General features: G+C 66.5%; 12 protein-coding genes. 10 read left to right on the plus strand and 2 right to left on the minus strand.

From position 1 onward, the window contains the following. The first annotated feature begins 71 nt into the window (after positions 1-71). Positions 72-1,184, plus strand: a complete 1,113-nt coding sequence (locus tag Q8Q80_RS02205; protein WP_305631360.1) for an AI-2E family transporter — start codon at positions 72-74, stop codon at positions 1,182-1,184. 30 nt (positions 1,185-1,214) lie between these two features. Here the strand turns inward: Q8Q80_RS02205 and Q8Q80_RS02210 are convergent, their stop codons facing one another. After that, complete coding sequence (locus tag Q8Q80_RS02210; protein ID WP_305631361.1) at positions 1,215-1,811, minus strand: hypothetical protein; 597 nt, start codon at positions 1,809-1,811, stop codon at positions 1,215-1,217. A gap of 172 nt (positions 1,812-1,983) precedes the next feature. Here Q8Q80_RS02210 and Q8Q80_RS02215 point away from each other — a divergent pair, with 172 nt between their 5' ends. From Q8Q80_RS02215 to Q8Q80_RS02240, 6 genes are read left to right on the plus strand one after another with little or no spacing between them, the layout of a single operon-like run. Further along, the gene (locus Q8Q80_RS02215) at positions 1,984-3,033 is read left to right on the plus strand and encodes a hypothetical protein (RefSeq protein WP_305631362.1); all 1,050 of its coding nucleotides are present in this window, start codon (positions 1,984-1,986) and stop codon (positions 3,031-3,033) included. Next, the gene (locus tag Q8Q80_RS02220; protein ID WP_305631363.1) at positions 3,030-4,250 is read left to right on the plus strand and encodes an O-antigen ligase; all 1,221 of its coding nucleotides are present in this window, start codon (positions 3,030-3,032) and stop codon (positions 4,248-4,250) included. Before Q8Q80_RS02215 ends, Q8Q80_RS02220 begins: the two co-directional genes overlap by 4 nt. Beyond that, positions 4,247-5,281 (plus strand): glycosyltransferase family 9 protein, encoded by a 1,035-nt coding sequence (locus Q8Q80_RS02225; RefSeq protein ID WP_305631364.1) that lies wholly within the window; start codon positions 4,247-4,249, stop codon positions 5,279-5,281. The genes Q8Q80_RS02220 and Q8Q80_RS02225 overlap by 4 nt, the downstream gene beginning before the upstream one ends. After that, positions 5,278-6,363: a glycosyltransferase gene (locus Q8Q80_RS02230; RefSeq protein WP_305631365.1), complete on the plus strand. Its 1,086-nt coding sequence runs from the start codon at positions 5,278-5,280 to the stop codon at positions 6,361-6,363. Before Q8Q80_RS02225 ends, Q8Q80_RS02230 begins: the two co-directional genes overlap by 4 nt. Before the next feature lie 2 nt (positions 6,364-6,365). After that, complete coding sequence (locus Q8Q80_RS02235) at positions 6,366-7,010, plus strand: hypothetical protein (RefSeq protein WP_305631366.1); 645 nt, start codon at positions 6,366-6,368, stop codon at positions 7,008-7,010. A 28-nt stretch (positions 7,011-7,038) separates the two neighbouring features. Continuing rightward, complete coding sequence (locus tag Q8Q80_RS02240) at positions 7,039-7,707, plus strand: tRNA (guanosine(46)-N(7))-methyltransferase TrmB (RefSeq protein ID WP_305631367.1); 669 nt, start codon at positions 7,039-7,041, stop codon at positions 7,705-7,707. A gap of 289 nt (positions 7,708-7,996) precedes the next feature. Here Q8Q80_RS02240 and murB read toward each other — a convergent pair whose 3' ends face one another. Then, positions 7,997-9,022 carry a UDP-N-acetylmuramate dehydrogenase gene (gene murB, locus Q8Q80_RS02245; protein WP_305631368.1) on the minus strand — a complete coding sequence of 342 codons (1,026 nt, stop codon included), beginning with the start codon at positions 9,020-9,022 and terminating at the stop codon, positions 7,997-7,999. A gap of 302 nt (positions 9,023-9,324) precedes the next feature. On the opposite strand from murB, the gene acnB reads away from it, so the two are divergent. From acnB to Q8Q80_RS02260, 3 genes are all read left to right on the plus strand, one after another. Next, positions 9,325-11,910 carry a bifunctional aconitate hydratase 2/2-methylisocitrate dehydratase gene (gene acnB / locus Q8Q80_RS02250; RefSeq protein ID WP_305631369.1) on the plus strand — a complete coding sequence of 862 codons (2,586 nt, stop codon included), beginning with the start codon at positions 9,325-9,327 and terminating at the stop codon, positions 11,908-11,910. A 181-nt stretch (positions 11,911-12,091) separates the two neighbouring features. Beyond that, on the plus strand, positions 12,092-12,892 hold the full coding sequence (locus tag Q8Q80_RS02255) for a response regulator (protein ID WP_305631370.1): 801 nt from the start codon (positions 12,092-12,094) through the stop codon (positions 12,890-12,892). Between the two features lie 26 nt (positions 12,893-12,918). Continuing rightward, complete coding sequence (locus tag Q8Q80_RS02260; protein WP_305631371.1) at positions 12,919-14,406, plus strand: FMN-binding glutamate synthase family protein; 1,488 nt, start codon at positions 12,919-12,921, stop codon at positions 14,404-14,406. The last annotated feature ends 19 nt before the right edge of the window (positions 14,407-14,425 follow it).

Genomic DNA, 14,425 nt, shown 5'->3' on the forward strand with positions numbered 1-14,425 from the left:
CACCCGGCGCTCCGCCCACCGCGGAAGCTGCCCCTTCCGGCATCGAATCCGCCTCCACGGGGGCAGACAACGTGCTTCCACCCGCACGCTCCGAACCGGAATCGCTGCCCGGGATCGTGCAGGCCGTCGCCGCAGTGCCGCGTCTGCGCAATGGCTCGCGGGCGCTCATCGGACTGTTCTGGCTGGCCGCACTGGGTGCGGTGTACTTCGCCCGTGCCCTGCTGATGCCCATCGTGCTGGCGGTGCTGTTCGCCCTGCTGCTGGCGCCGCTGGTCACCCTGCTGAAGAAGTGGCGCATCCATGAATCGATTGCCGCCGGCGTGGTGGTCGTGATGATGGTCGGCGGCGTGGGGGCGGGGCTGTACTTTCTGACCAATCCGGCGCTCGACTGGCTGGAACGCTCGCCGCGCGCGCTGCGCGAGGTCGAGGTCAAGCTGCTCAAACTGCAGCGCCCGGTGGAAGAGGTGCGCGAAGCCACCGAGCGCCTCGAGGCGATGACGACCAGCAACAACAATCCCGGGGTAAGGTCGGTGGTGCTGAAGGAACCGGGCCTGGGCTCGGTGCTGTTTACCGGTACGCAGTACTTCCTGATCGGCGCCGCCTCGACCGTGGTGCTGCTGTATTTCCTGCTGGCCTCGGGCGACGGCTTCCTGCGCAAGGTGGTGCGGCTGATGCCGACCCTGCGCGACAAGATCCGCGCCATCGGCGTGGCGCGCCAGATACAGCAGGACATCGGCCGCTACTTCCTGACCCTCAGCACCATCAACGCCGGTCTGGGCGTGGCGACCGCCGCCGCCATGTATCTGCTCGACATGCCCAACCCGGCGCTGTGGGGTGTCATGGCCGGCCTGCTCAATTTCATTCCCTATCTCGGGCCGACGCTGTGCCTGCTCGCGCTGTCGCTCGCCGCGCTGATCAACTTCGACAGCGTGGCCGAAGCGTGGGTGATTCCGGCCAGCTTCCTCGTCATCACCGTCATCGAAGGCCAGTTCATCCAGCCGATGTTCGCCGGGCGCATGCTGTCGCTCAATCCAGTGGCCGTGTTCATCAGCTTCCTGTTCTGGGGCTGGCTGTGGGGCATCGCCGGCATGCTGATCGCCGTGCCGATGCTCATCCTCATCAAGGTCGTGTGTTCGCACGTCGAACACTGGGAGCCGATCGGCACCTTCCTCGACCGGTCGTGACCGGCCGCCGGAGGTCGTGCGGACCCTGTATCAGGGGGCTCCGGGCGCTGCGTCGGTGAAACTGTAGCCGGCGCACAACGCATCCTTGTTGCCCCAGGTGGCGCCGGAACTGACCCGTGCTTCGGCCTCGGCGCAGGTCATCCAGTCCGGTCGCACACCGAGCAGGTGGTCCATGCGCGCCCAGAACAGGTCGTAGAGTGCGGTGCCCTTGACCGGACCGCCGATGCGCGGCGTGGTCTGGGTGGTCGGCGTCATGCCGAAGGACGACACCGTCGTGCTGCGCTTGTAGGTGAGCAGCGAAAGCCGCGCTTTCGTGCCGCCACCGGTTTCGCTGACCGTCAGCGTCCAGCTGTCGTCGCCGACGATGCGCACCATCTGCGAATAGAACACCCAGTCGCGTTCTGCGACCAGACTGCCGTCACCCGGCTTGATCCGGAAGTCGTCGCCGTCGGCCAGTCGCCACAGCCGGGTGGCGGCGGCCATTACGTCCTGCGCGGTGCGGCCCGGATAATCGCGCGTCAGCACCTGTTCGAGTTCGGCCTCGCTCATCGGCGGGCGCGGGGTGACACATCCGGTCAGGCAGGACGCACCGAGCAGCAGTGCGGCCAGGGGGAGAAATCGCTTCATCGGTTCGGGGCTCGCTGGTGGGTGAATTCGTGCGCCCGGTCATTCGCTCGGGCCGCACCCGCAGGGCGGTGCGTCGACAATGATGCCGTCAATCGCGCCCGCGCGCGTCGGCACCGCGCCGGGCGCCTTCGGGGTAGCATCGCGACTTTCCGCAATATCGCCCCACGTCGGCATGTCAGATTCCCGAACGGACGCCATCACGGTTGCCGTCTATTTCGTCGCCTCTCCCCTGCAGTACCTCGCGGCGCAGCGCATCGCGGGCGATATCGAGCCCGGCGCGCGTCAGGTGCTGGTCTGGTACAAGCCGGGCCTGAAGCCGGTGGTCGCCGCCTCGGAATGGGATGCGTGCAGCTACATGCCATGGCCGCGCTGGGAGCCGCTGCCCGGCTGGTTCGGGCGACACCGCCGACTGCGTGCGAACATCGATCTGGTGGCCGGGCTGGTCGGGCGATGCGACACCTTGCTGCTGCACAGCGCGGTGTTCGACACCGAAGCGATCAATTACTTCCTGCATGCGCTGCCGCGCCGCGCCGGCGCGCGCACGATGCATGCGCGGATACTGCCCGACGGGCTGATCAGCATCCGCCGCTACCCGCTGTCGCTGCCGAAGCGGCTGATGCAGCGTGTCCGCCTGCTGCGTCGCCTGACTGCGCCCGAACTGCGCTACCGCTGTTTCGAAGGCGACCGCATCGGTTCGGACGCGGACTTCTGCGACCGCATCTACGTGCTGCCCGGTCTGCCGCACGCCTATCCGGCCGACAAGGTGCGCGTGCTGCCGCCGCTGGTCGGCCGCGCTCAGGCGGTCGCCGATGATGCGGACGTGCCGCGCCGCGCACTGGTGATCGGCCAGCCGCTGGTCGGTGCCGGTCTGCTGCAGGCGTCCGCGCTGGCACCGCTGACCCAACGCATCCGCGGCTGGCTGACCGGGCAGGGCATTGCGCAGATCGATTACAAGGCGCACCCGAAAGACCCCGGCCACGAACTGCGTCACCCCGACTACCAACTGATCGAGCCCGATTGCGCACTGGAAATGCATATGGCGCGAACCCGCTACGACGCCGTGGTGGGCGTGCGCTCGAGCGCGCTGCTGTTCGCGCGCCAGATCTATCCGCCGGCGGTGCAGGTGGTCGCCTTCGGCTGGGCTGACGCGCTGTTCAAGAGTGAGCAGGAAAAGACCGACATGAAGCACGCCTTCGAACAGTGCGGAGTGAGCTTCGCATGATCACCACGTTGCGCGAACGGATTCCGTTCATCAATTCCTGGCTGCTGGCCGGCGTGTTCTTCTCGATTCCACTGACCGTGGCGCCGGCCTACTGGCTGAGCGCGCTCATACTCGTCTTCTGGCTGGTCGAAGGACGCTACGCGGAAAAGTTGCGCGCACTGGCGGCCGAGCCGCTGGTGTGGCTGTTCGCCGCCTATTACGCGGTGTTCGCGGTCTCGCTGCTGTGGACCGAAGACCTCGACTGGGGCCGGCGCATGACCGGCCGACAGGGTTTCTTCCTGCTGTTTGCGCTGTATTTCAGCGTCGCGCGGCGCGAGCATTTCGGCCGCTACGTCAGCGCCTTCCTGCTGGCTATCGCCTGCTGCGAAGCGCTGGCCTTCTACAACTGGGCGCAACTGCACGTGTGGCCGGATCTGCCGGACGGCATCCGGGTGGAGAAGGGGGCCGACGACACGGCGCCGTTCGTCGACCGCATGATGTACACGCCGGCGCTGGCGCTGGCCGGCTATCTGGCGGGGCATCGACTGTTGTTCGAGGCACGCACCGCCGGCGTGCGGGTGCTGTACGCCATCCTGCTGCTGACCACCACGCTCAATCTGCTGATCGCCGGTGGTCGCGCCGGCCTGCTTGGCTTTCTGGTTTTGCTGGCGCTGCTGGTGTTCCAGCGCTTCGCGCGCCGCCCGCTGCTCGCGGCAGTGCTGGCCGGCGTGCTGTCGCTCGGCATTGTGGCGGGTGGCTACGCCGGCAGCGACTACTTCCGCGAGCGGGTGGATGTCGGCATCGACGAACTGGTCAACTACCAGGACCGGCCCAATACGTCGATCGGCCTGCGCATCGTCTATGCCAGCAACGCATGGCGGATGTTTTCCGAATCGCCCTGGCTGGGTGTGGGCATCGGCGACTATCTGATCGAATACACGAAGGTGAATGCGATCCATACGCCGCAGTGGGAGCCGATGTACAACCCGCACAACCAGTATCTGTATGCGCTGACCAACGCCGGCATTCCGGCCGGCGTGCTGGTACTGGCCGTACTGCTGTTCCCGCTCGTGCGACGCGGGCCGGAGGACGGCCGGCAACGCATCCGCAAGGCGCTGCCGGTGCTGTTCATTCCAATCTGCGTGTTCGAGTCGTATCTGATGCGTTCCAACCTCAGCATGATGTATGTGCTGTTCCTCGCTGCCCTGTGGTGTGGCGTGAAGGAGCGCCCGGCTTGAAGCGCATTCTCATCGTGCGTACTTCGGCCATCGGTGACGTGGTGTTCGCGTCACCGCTGGCGGCTGCGATCAAGCGCACCCATCCCGATGCTTTCGTCGCCTGGCTGGTCGAGCCGGGCATCGATGCGCTGATCGCGCACGACCCGGCCATTGATGCGCGCATCCTGTGGCCGAAGGCCGAGTGGGCGCAGCTGTGGCGCAGCGGTAGGCGCATCGAGTTGTGGCGCCGCGTGCGCACCTTGCGTGCGGAACTGCGCAGCCACCATTTCGATACCGTGCTCGATCTGCAGGGCCTGCTCAAAAGTGGCGTGCTCGCCTGGCTTTCGGGCGCGCCGACCCGTATCGGGCTGGGGTCGCGCGAAGGCAGCCAGTGGCTGATGACCCGCGTGGTGCCGCGCGGCGGCGACGTCGCCCGCATTTCGTCCGAATACCTGCACCTGGCCGAACAGCTCGAACTCGACACCGGCGATTTCATGCCGGCGCTGCATGTGGCACCCGAGGCCGACGCGCACGCGCAGGCGCTGCTGGCCGGATGCGGCCTGGCGCCCGGTCGTTACGCCGTATTCGCCGCCTTCACGACGCGGCCGCAGAAGCACTGGTTCGAAGACGCCTGGCAGGCGCTGGCGCCGCAACTGGCGGCGCGGACCGGTTTGACGCCGGTGCTGCTCGGTGGCCCGGGCGACGCGCAGGCGGCGGCCAGCATCGCAGCCGGTGCGCCCGGCCTGATCAATCTGGTCGGGCGGACGAAACTGCCGGAAGCGGCGGCACTGGTGCGCAGCGCCGGTCTGCTGGTCGGCGTCGATACCGGCCTCACGCACATGGGCATCGCGTTTTCGGTGCCGACCGTCGCCATTTTCGGGTCCACCTGCCCGTACACGAAGACCGGACGTGTCAACGCCCGCGTCATCTGGCTCGGCATGCACTGTTCGCCGTGCCGGCGCCGGCCGACCTGCGGTGGCGCCTGGACCTGCCTGCGCGACATCACGCCGGCGCGCGTGATGGAGGAGGTCGTCAAGGTGCGGTCGGCATGAAGGTGCTTCACGTCGAAGCCGGCAAGCATTATTACGGCGGCGCCCGTCAGGTGGCCTACATCGTCGAGGGCCTGGCGCGCCGTGGCGTGACCAACGTCCTCGCCTGCTCGCCCGGTGCAGGCATCGCCGGCGCGTGTGCCGGTCATGCGCAGGTGGTCGAGATGAAGATGGGCGGCGATGCCGACGCCGCCATGGCGTTTCGACTGGCCGCACTGATCCGCAAGGCGCAGCCGGACATCGTGCATCTGCACAGTCGGCGCGGTGCCGACCTGTGGGGTGGCGTCGCCGCGCGGCTCACCGGCACGCGCTGCGTGCTGTCGCGTCGCGTGGACAACCCGGAAGCGCGCTGGCTGGTTGCGCTGAAGTACCGGTTGTTCGACCACGTCATCACGATTTCCGAAGGGATCCGCCAGGTGCTGCTGTCGGAAGGGCTGGCGGCCGACCGGGTCAGCTGCGTGCGCAGCGCGGTCGACGCGACGCCGTATCTCGCACCGGTCGACGCGGCCGCCTTCCGGCGCGAGTTCGATCTGCCGGCCGACGCGCGTGTGATCGGCGTCGTGGCGCAGCTCATCGCGCGCAAGGGCCATCGCTACGTGATCGATGCGGTCGATGCGCTGCGTGCGGCCTGTCCGGATGTGCGGGTGCTTTTTTTTGGCCAGGGACCGCTGCGCGAAGCGCTCGAAACCGAGGTACAGGCGCGCGGGCTGGACGGTGTCATCCGCTTCGCCGGCTTCCGCAGCGATCTGCCGCGCTGGCTCGGGGGGCTGGACATCCTCGCCCACCCGGCCGACATGGAGGGGCTGGGCGTATCGCTGCTGCAGGCTTCGGCTGCGGCGGTGCCCATCGTGACCTGCCGTGCCGGCGGTCTGCCCGAAGCAGTGGCCGACGGTGTCAGCGGCCTGCTGATCGAACCGGGCGATGTCGCCGCGCTCACTGCTGCACTGCGTCGCCTGCTGGACGACGCACCGCTGCGCCACCGCCTCGGCGCAGCCGGCCGGGCGCGCATACTGGCCGACTTTTCGGTCGACGCGATGGTGGACGGCAATCTTGCAATCTATCGTCGCCTGCTTGAACAGGAATGAACATGGTTCCCGCTGATCGTCGCATCGTTGTCGCCATTGCGCTGTTCACCGCGCTGCTGGCGCTGTTCCCGCTGTTGCTGAGCGAGGAATCCTTCGTCTGGGTGTTTTCGGAGGCAGGGCCGTTCGAGCGCCTGTCCGAACCTGCGTGGATTGTCACCGCGCTGATCGTGATCTTCCGCATCCGCCCGCTCGGTCCGCGTGCCTGGGCCTTCGCGCTGCTGTGCCTCGCGTTCGCTGCGCGCGAGGCGGACTGGCACAAGGCCTTCACCGGCGATAGCTTTCTGAAGAACAGTTTCTATCGCGACGCCGCGCGGCCGATCGAGGACAAGCTGATCTGCGGCGCCATCGCCCTCGTGCTGGTCGGGCTGTTGCTGTACGCCGGTTTCATCATCGCGCGCTTCCTGTTCTTGCGCGGTGGCTGGCGTTCCCGCTCGGGCGCATGGCTGCTGGCGGGGACCCTGCTGGTCGTCGCCGGCAAGGTGCTCGACCGCCTGCCGGCGACGCTGTCGGTCGATTACGGCATCGAGCTCGGACCGATGGTCAAGCTGTACGCCACGGCGTTCGAGGAAGGCATGGAAATGATCCATCCGATGATCCTCGGCTGGTCGGTCTGGATCAGCCAGTTCGAGCGGCGCTACCTGTCCTAGTCGAGGCCACGGAGTGGATGGTTCTCCCATGGCGCCTTGCACCGGCAGGTCGCGCCTTCCCGACAGTGTCCAGACCGGCCCGCACGATCATCTTGCAGCGCTGATCGCGCGCCGCGCGCGCGGTGAATTCCGCAAGCCGGTGGCCGCCTTCAGTGCTGCGGCGTTCGCCAGTTTTACGCGCACCTGCGATCCAGCCCGTGCGCTGATCGTCGACAGTGGCTGCGGGGTCGGCGAAAGCACACGGCACCTGGCGGAGCGTTTTGCCGACCACTTCGTGCTCGGCGTTGACCAGTCGTCCGACCGCTTGTCGCGCGCCCCCGCGCTGCCCGGCAACGCTTTGCTTCTGCGTGCCGACATGACCGACATCTGGCTGCTGCTGCAGCGCCACGCCTGTCGTCCGGCGCGTCAGTACATGCTCTATCCGAACCCGTGGCCCAAGATCGGCCAGCTGGCGCGACGCTGGCCGGCGCATCCGGTTTTTCCGGTTGTGCTGGAGTTGGGCGGCATCATCGAGTGCCGCAGCAACTGGCGCATCTACGTCGAAGAGTTCGCGCTGGCCGCGCGGCTGATCGCAGGCCTCGAAGCGGGGGTCGAAAACTTCACGACCGACGCGCCGGAGACGCCGTTCGAGCGCAAATACCTGGCGAGCGGACATACGCTGTACCGCTGCGTGCTGAATGCGGGCGCCGCTTCATGAGTGGGCGGCGGACGTGTGATGCGGCCGGACGGGTAGCCCGGGCCACAATGACGCGACGGTGATCTGTTGGGCATCGCTGCGCTCACCCCAACCTACGGGTCGTCCGGGTTTGTGGGGTAGGTTGGGGTGAGCGCAGCGATGCCCAACACACCACACCGCACCCGCCCCAACCTGCGTCGCAGTAGCGCCCCATCGACATCTCCTCATCACCGCACCCGCGCCCGACCCGTAGGTTGGGGTGAGCGTAGCGATGCCCAACAGGCAACTGGCAGTCCACCCGACTGCGCGCTCAGCGCAGGATCAGTGGCTCGGGTTCGAGCGTCACGCCAAAGCGCGCGCGTACGCTGGCCTGGATGTCGGTGGCAAGGCCGAGCAGATCGGTGGCGGAGGCTTCTCCATGGTTAACCAGCACCAGTGCCTGCCTGTCATGTACGCCGGCATCGCCGCGGCGCATGCCTTTCCAGCCGCACTGATCGATCAGCCAGGCAGCGGCGAATTTCATGGCGCCGCGCGCTGCGGCGTAGTGCGCTGCATCCGGGTGGGCGGCGAGCAGGCGGGCCGCGTCGGCAGCGGGCAGCACGGGGTTGCGGAAGAAGCTGCCGGCGTTGCCAAGCACGGCGGGGTCGGGCAGCTTGGCGCGGCGCACGGCGCACACCGCGTCGAACACGTGCTGCGGTGTCACCTGCGTGACGCCGCGCGCGGCCAGTTCGCGTTTCAGGTCGGCGTAGTCGCAGCGCACACGCGCTTCGGTCGTCAGGCTGAAGGCCACGCGGGTGATGATGGCGCGCTGCGCCAGCTCGTGCTTGAACACGCTGTCGCGATAGCTGGCCCGGCATTCGGCGGCACTCAGGCGCAGCCAACGGCGGTCGGTCATGTCCCAGGCGTCGACGTGGTCGAGGCGATCGATCAGTTCTACGCCGTAGGCGCCGATGTTCTGGACGGGTGCGGCACCGACGGTGCCCGGTATCAGCGCGAGGTTTTCCAGTCCGTGCCAGCCGTGCGCCAGCGCGCAGGCGACCCAGTCATGCCAGTTTTCGCCCGCGGCGACCGAAACCAGCACATCGGAGCCGGTGCGCGCCAGGACGTCGATGCCGCGCGTGCGCATGTGCAGCACCGTGCCGTCGACATCCCGTCCGAACACGATGTTGCTGCCTCCGCCGAGCACCAGCACCGGGCCGCCGGTGTCTTGGGCCGCTTCGGTCAGCGCCGGCAGGTCGGCAGCGTCATCCACCGGCTGCAGTCGCGCAGCGCGCGCCGGCAGGTGCAGGGTATTGAGATTACGCAGGTCGGCGTCGGTCTGGAGGGGCTGGATCATGGTGCGCCGGGCAAAAAGGGCAGCGCGAGTATAGCCAAGCCCGTAGCCAAGCCCGCCGGACGGTCTTGGCGATGAATCGAATAAAAGATATCATATATAAGACTTGAACCACCCGGCTGCGCGCCGCTATTGCAGTGCGCCATGCGGGTTTGCGAATGGCGGCAGCGCACGGGTATCGCTGTGTGGCAGCCGGTTCGCATCGGTACAGGCCGCGGATTTTCTGTCCGTGTCTTCGTGCGATGCACCATCGAGCCGGTGTGTCGTTCTATGATGCGAAATACCCGTCCACCGGAGGAACCACCGTGCTTGAAGCTTATCGTGCCCATGTTGCTGAACGCGCCGCGCTCGGCATCCCGCCGCTGCCGCTGACTGCGAAGCAGACTGCCGAACTGATCGAACTGCTGAAGGCGCCGCCCGCAGGCGAGGAAGCCACGCTGGTCGAACTGATCACCCACCGCGTGCCGGCCGGCGTGGACGACGCCGCCAAGGTGAAGGCGAGCTATCTGGCCGCCGTGGCGCACGGCACCGAAAAGTGCGCGCTCATTTCGCGTGCCAAGGCGACCGAACTGCTGGGCACGATGCTCGGCGGCTACAACATCAGCCCGATGATCGAATTGCTGGACGACGCCGAAGTGGGCGCCGTGGCCGCCGAAGGCCTGAAGAAGACGCTGCTGATGTTCGACCAGTTCCACGACGTGAAGGACAAGGCCGACGCCGGCAACGCCAATGCGATCGCCGTGATGAAGAGCTGGGCCGATGCCGAATGGTTCACCAGCCGTCCCGAAGTGCCCAAGTCGATCACGCTGACCATCCTGAAGGTGACCGGTGAAACCAATACCGACGACCTGTCGCCGGCACCGGACGCCTGGAGCCGCCCGGACATTCCGCTGCATGCGCTGGCGATGCTGAAGAACACCCGCCCCGGCATCACGCCGGAAGAAGACGGCAAGCGCGGCCCGGTCAAGTTCATCGAATCGCTGCGCGCCCGCGGCAACGTCGTGGCCTATGTGGGCGACGTGGTGGGCACGGGCTCGAGCCGCAAGTCGGCCACCAACTCGGTGCTGTGGTTCACCGGCGAAGACATTCCCTTCGTGCCGAACAAGCGTTTCGGCGGCGTCTGCCTGGGCAGCAAGATCGCTCCGATCTTCTACAACACGATGGAAGATGCCGGCGCGCTGCCGATCGAACTCGATGTGAGCCAGATGGACATGGGCGACGTGATCGAACTGCGTCCGTACGAAGGCAAGGCGCTGAAGGACGGCAAGGTGATCGCCGAATTCACCGTCAAGTCCGACGTGCTGTTCGATGAAGTGCGCGCCGGCGGCCGCATTCCGTTGATCGTCGGACGTGGCCTGACGGCCAAGGCGCGCGAGGCGCTGGGCCTGGCACCGTCGACACTGTTCCGCCTGCCGCAGGTGCCGGCCGATACCGGCAAGGGCTACTCGCTGGCGCAGAAGATGGTCGGCCGCGCCTGTGGCCTGCCCGAAGGTAAAGGCATGCGTCCCGGCACTTATTGCGAACCGAAGATGACGACGGTCGGCAGCCAGGACACCACCGGCCCGATGACGCGCGACGAACTGAAGGATCTGGCCTGCCTCGGCTTCTCGGCCGATCTGGTGATGCAGTCCTTCTGCCACACCGCCGCCTATCCGAAGCCGGTCGACGTGAAGATGCACCGTGAATTGCCGGCCTTCATCAGCACGCGCGGCGGTGTTGCGCTGCGCCCGGGTGACGGCGTCATCCACTCGTGGCTGAACCGCCTGCTGCTGCCGGATACCGTCGGCACCGGCGGCGACTCGCACACCCGCTTCCCGATCGGCATCAGCTTCCCGGCCGGTTCCGGCCTGGTCGCCTTCGCCGCCGCCACCGGCGTGATGCCGCTGGACATGCCGGAATCGGTACTGGTGCGCTTCAAGGGCACGATGCAGCCCGGCATCACGTTGCGTGATCTGGTGCATGCGATTCCGCTGTACGCCATCAAGGCCGGCCTGCTGACGGTCGAGAAGAAGGGCAAGAAGAACATCTTCTCCGGCCGCATCCTGGAAATCGAAGGCCTGCCCGACCTGAAGGTAGAACAGGCGTTCGAACTGTCGGACGCCTCCGCCGAACGTTCGGCTGCCGGCTGCGCGGTCAAGCTGAACAAGGAGCCGATGATCGAATACATGAATTCGAACATCGTGCTGATGAAGAACATGATCGCCAACGGCTATCAGGACGCGCGCACGCTGGCCCGCCGCATCAAGGCGATGGAAGCCTGGCTGGCCGATCCGAAGCTGCTGGAAAGCGACGCCGACGCCGAGTACGCCGCGGTGATCGAGATTGATCTGGCCGACATCAAGGAACCCATCGTGTGCTGCCCGAACGACCCGGACGACGCGAAGTTCCTGTCCGAAGTGCAGGGCCAGGCCATCGACGAAGTGTTCATCGGCTCGTGCATGACCAATATCGGCCACTTCCGTGCGGCATCCAAGCTGCTCGAAGGCAAGCGCGACATTCCGGTCAAGCTGTGGATCGCGCCGCCGACCAAGATGGACGCCGCCGAACTGACCAAGGAAGGGCATTACGGCGTATTCGGCGCTGCCGGTGCGCGCACCGAAATGCCGGGCTGCTCGCTGTGCATGGGCAATCAGGCACAGGTGCGCGAAGGCGCGACCGTCATGTCGACCTCGACCCGCAACTTCCCGAACCGTCTGGGCAAGAACACCAATGTGTATCTGGGTTCCGCCGAACTGGCCGCGATCTGCTCCAAGCTGGGGCGCATTCCGACCGTGGCCGAGTATCACGCCGACATGGGTGCCATCAACAAGGACGGCGACAAGGTGTACCGCTACATGAACTTCGACCAGATCGAGGAATACGCGGAAACCGCAAAGGAAGTCACAGCCTGATCCCGCGCCCGGCGCAGTGACTGACCGAAGGCCCGCCGGACATCCGGCGGGCCTTTTTCATGCTGCATGCGTGTGTGCAGACACGAAGCAGCGCATACCCAGTCGGCGTGCCGCTCATGTTGCGCTGCGACGGAGCCGCTAATGGGAGATCGCATTCGTTACGGCTTCGGCCGGGCCCGCCATGTCTCCCGATATCCTGCAACTCGATGTACTGCTGGTCGAGCCATCGCCGACGCAGATGAAAATCATCCGTGAAGGTGCCCGCGCGCTGGGCATCGCGCAGATCCGCGAAGCCGACGGGCTGCAGTCGGCGCTCGTTGCCATGCAGCAGAAACTGCCGGATGTGGTGATCAGCGCGCTCTACCTGCCCGATGGTGACGGCACCGACCTGGTACAGACGATGCGCGCGACCGAGGCGCTGCAACACGTCGCATTCGTGCTCGTGTCGAGCGAAACACGGCCGCAGGCGCTCGATCCGGTGCGTCAGTCCGGTGTCTGCGGCATCCTGCCCAAGCCGTTCTCGGGCGCCCAGTTGCGGCGCGTACTCGAAGCGACGGTCGATTTCCTGGCCGAGGGCGAAACGGACGATGCCGACATCGATTTCGAGTCGCTGCGCGTGCTGCTGGTCGACGACAGCGGGAACGCGCGTCGCTTCATGCGCCGGGTGCTCGAGAACATCGGCCTGCGCGACTTCGTCGAGGCCGAGAACGGGCTCGAGGCGGTCGCCCATCTCGACCAGACGATGTTCGACCTGATCGTCACCGACTACAACATGCCGGAAATGGACGGTCGCGCGCTGGTCGAATACGTGCGACAGCAAAGCTGGCAGGCGTCCGTGCCCATCCTGATGGTGACCAGCGAATCGGACGTGAGCCGGCTCGCTGCCGTCGAGCAGGCAGGCGTGTCGGGCATCTGCGACAAGCCTTTCGAAGCGTCGTCGATTCGCGCGCTGCTGCGGCGCGCGCTGTTGCAGCCAGCCTGACGGTGTCCGTCTTACCGGAGAATGCGATGGAAATCTTGATGTCGGTGTTCCAGGTCAGCCTGGGTGTTGCGCTGGTCGTCGGGCTGCTGCTGTTGCTGCTCTATCGCTACATCCAGGACAGCACGCAGACCCAGCACACCATCCTGCGCAACTACCCGGTTGTGGGGCACCTGCGCTACTTCTTCGAACAACTGGGCGAATACTTCCGGCAATACTTCTTTCTCGGCGACCGGGAAGAGATGCCGTTCAATCGCTCCACCCGCGGCTGGGTGTACCGGCTGGCGAAGAACGAAGGCGGCATCATCGGCTTCGGTTCGACCTATTCGCTGCACGAGCCCGGCGCGCTGATCTTCGTCAACGCGCCATTTCCGGTACTCGACGAGGATCGCGAAACCACGCCGCCGCTGATCCTGGGCAACGGTTTCTGCGACAAGCCCTTCACCGCGCGCTCCATCGTGAACGTCAGCGGCATGAGTTTCGGTGCGATTTCGGCACCTGCCGTGCAGGCGCTGTCGCGCGGCGCCGCGCATGCAGGATGCTGGATGAGTACCGGCGAAGGCGGGCTGTCGCCGTATCACCTGGAGGGCAACTGCGACGTCATCCTGCAGATCGGCACCGCCAAGTACGGCGTGCGCGATTCGCAGGGCCTGCTGTCCGAGGCGCGGCTGCGCGAGCTGGCGGCGATCGAATCGGTGCGTGCGTTCGAGATCAAGCTGTCGCAGGGTGCGAAACCGGGCAAGGGCGGCGTATTGCCGGCGGCCAAGGTGACCGAAGAGATCGCGCGCATCCGCGGCATTCCAAAGGGCGTCGATTCGATCAGCCCGAACCGTCATCCGGAAGTGTCGAACGTCGAACAGCTGCTCGACCGCATCGCGCTGATCCGCGATGTCACCGGCAAGCCGGTCGGCATCAAGACTGCGCTCGGCGGCTGGCACTTCATGAACGATCTGTGCGAAGCCATCCTGCGCCGCGGCATCGCTGCCGCGCCGGATTTCATCGCGATCGATGGCGGCGAGGGCGGTTCGGGGGCGGCGCCGCAGGCGCTCGCCGATCACGTCGCGCTGTCGATCGACGAGGCACTGCCGCGTGCGGTCGATTCACTGATCGAAGCAGGTCTGCGCGAGCGGGTGAAGGTGATTGCCGCCGGCAAACTGGTCACGTCGGCACGCGCCGCGTGGGCGCTGTCGGCCGGGGCGGATTTCGTCAATACGGCGCGCGGCTTCATGTTTTCGCTTGGTTGCATCCAGGCCCTGCGCTGCCATTCGAACAGTTGCCCGACCGGCATCACGACGCACAACCCCAAGCTGCACCGCGGGCTCGACGTCGCGGACAAGGCGGCCCGGGTGGCCAACTACTGCCTCAACATGAATCAGGAGATCGACATGATTGCCCACTCGTGCGGGCTGCGCCATGCGCGGGAATTCCGTCGCGAGCACACGCGCATCGTGCAGCCGAACGGACAGAGCACGGCGCTGAACATGCTGTATCCCTATCCGGTGGCGCGTACCGCCTGAGCGCGCGGCAGGCGCATCG

The sequence above is a fragment of the Methyloversatilis sp. genome, assembly GCF_030698125.1.
Classification (GTDB): Bacteria; Pseudomonadota; Gammaproteobacteria; order Burkholderiales; family Rhodocyclaceae; genus Methyloversatilis.

What these genes read in the sequence shown, in the direction of transcription:
- Q8Q80_RS02260 (WP_305631371.1), top strand. Translation starts at nt 12,919, where the DNA reads ATGGAAATCTTGATGTCGGTGTTCCAGGTCAGCCTGGGTGTTGCGCTG.
- murB (WP_305631368.1), bottom strand. Translation starts at nt 9,022, where the DNA reads ATGATCCAGCCCCTCCAGACCGACGCCGACCTGCGTAATCTCAATACC.
- Q8Q80_RS02220 (WP_305631363.1), top strand. Translation starts at nt 3,030, where the DNA reads ATGATCACCACGTTGCGCGAACGGATTCCGTTCATCAATTCCTGGCTG.
- Q8Q80_RS02255 (WP_305631370.1), top strand. Translation starts at nt 12,092, where the DNA reads ATGTCTCCCGATATCCTGCAACTCGATGTACTGCTGGTCGAGCCATCG.
- Q8Q80_RS02235 (WP_305631366.1), top strand. Translation starts at nt 6,366, where the DNA reads ATGGTTCCCGCTGATCGTCGCATCGTTGTCGCCATTGCGCTGTTCACC.
- Q8Q80_RS02210 (WP_305631361.1), bottom strand. Translation starts at nt 1,811, where the DNA reads ATGAAGCGATTTCTCCCCCTGGCCGCACTGCTGCTCGGTGCGTCCTGC.
- Q8Q80_RS02240 (WP_305631367.1), top strand. Translation starts at nt 7,039, where the DNA reads ATGGCGCCTTGCACCGGCAGGTCGCGCCTTCCCGACAGTGTCCAGACC.
- Q8Q80_RS02215 (WP_305631362.1), top strand. Translation starts at nt 1,984, where the DNA reads ATGTCAGATTCCCGAACGGACGCCATCACGGTTGCCGTCTATTTCGTC.
- Q8Q80_RS02230 (WP_305631365.1), top strand. Translation starts at nt 5,278, where the DNA reads ATGAAGGTGCTTCACGTCGAAGCCGGCAAGCATTATTACGGCGGCGCC.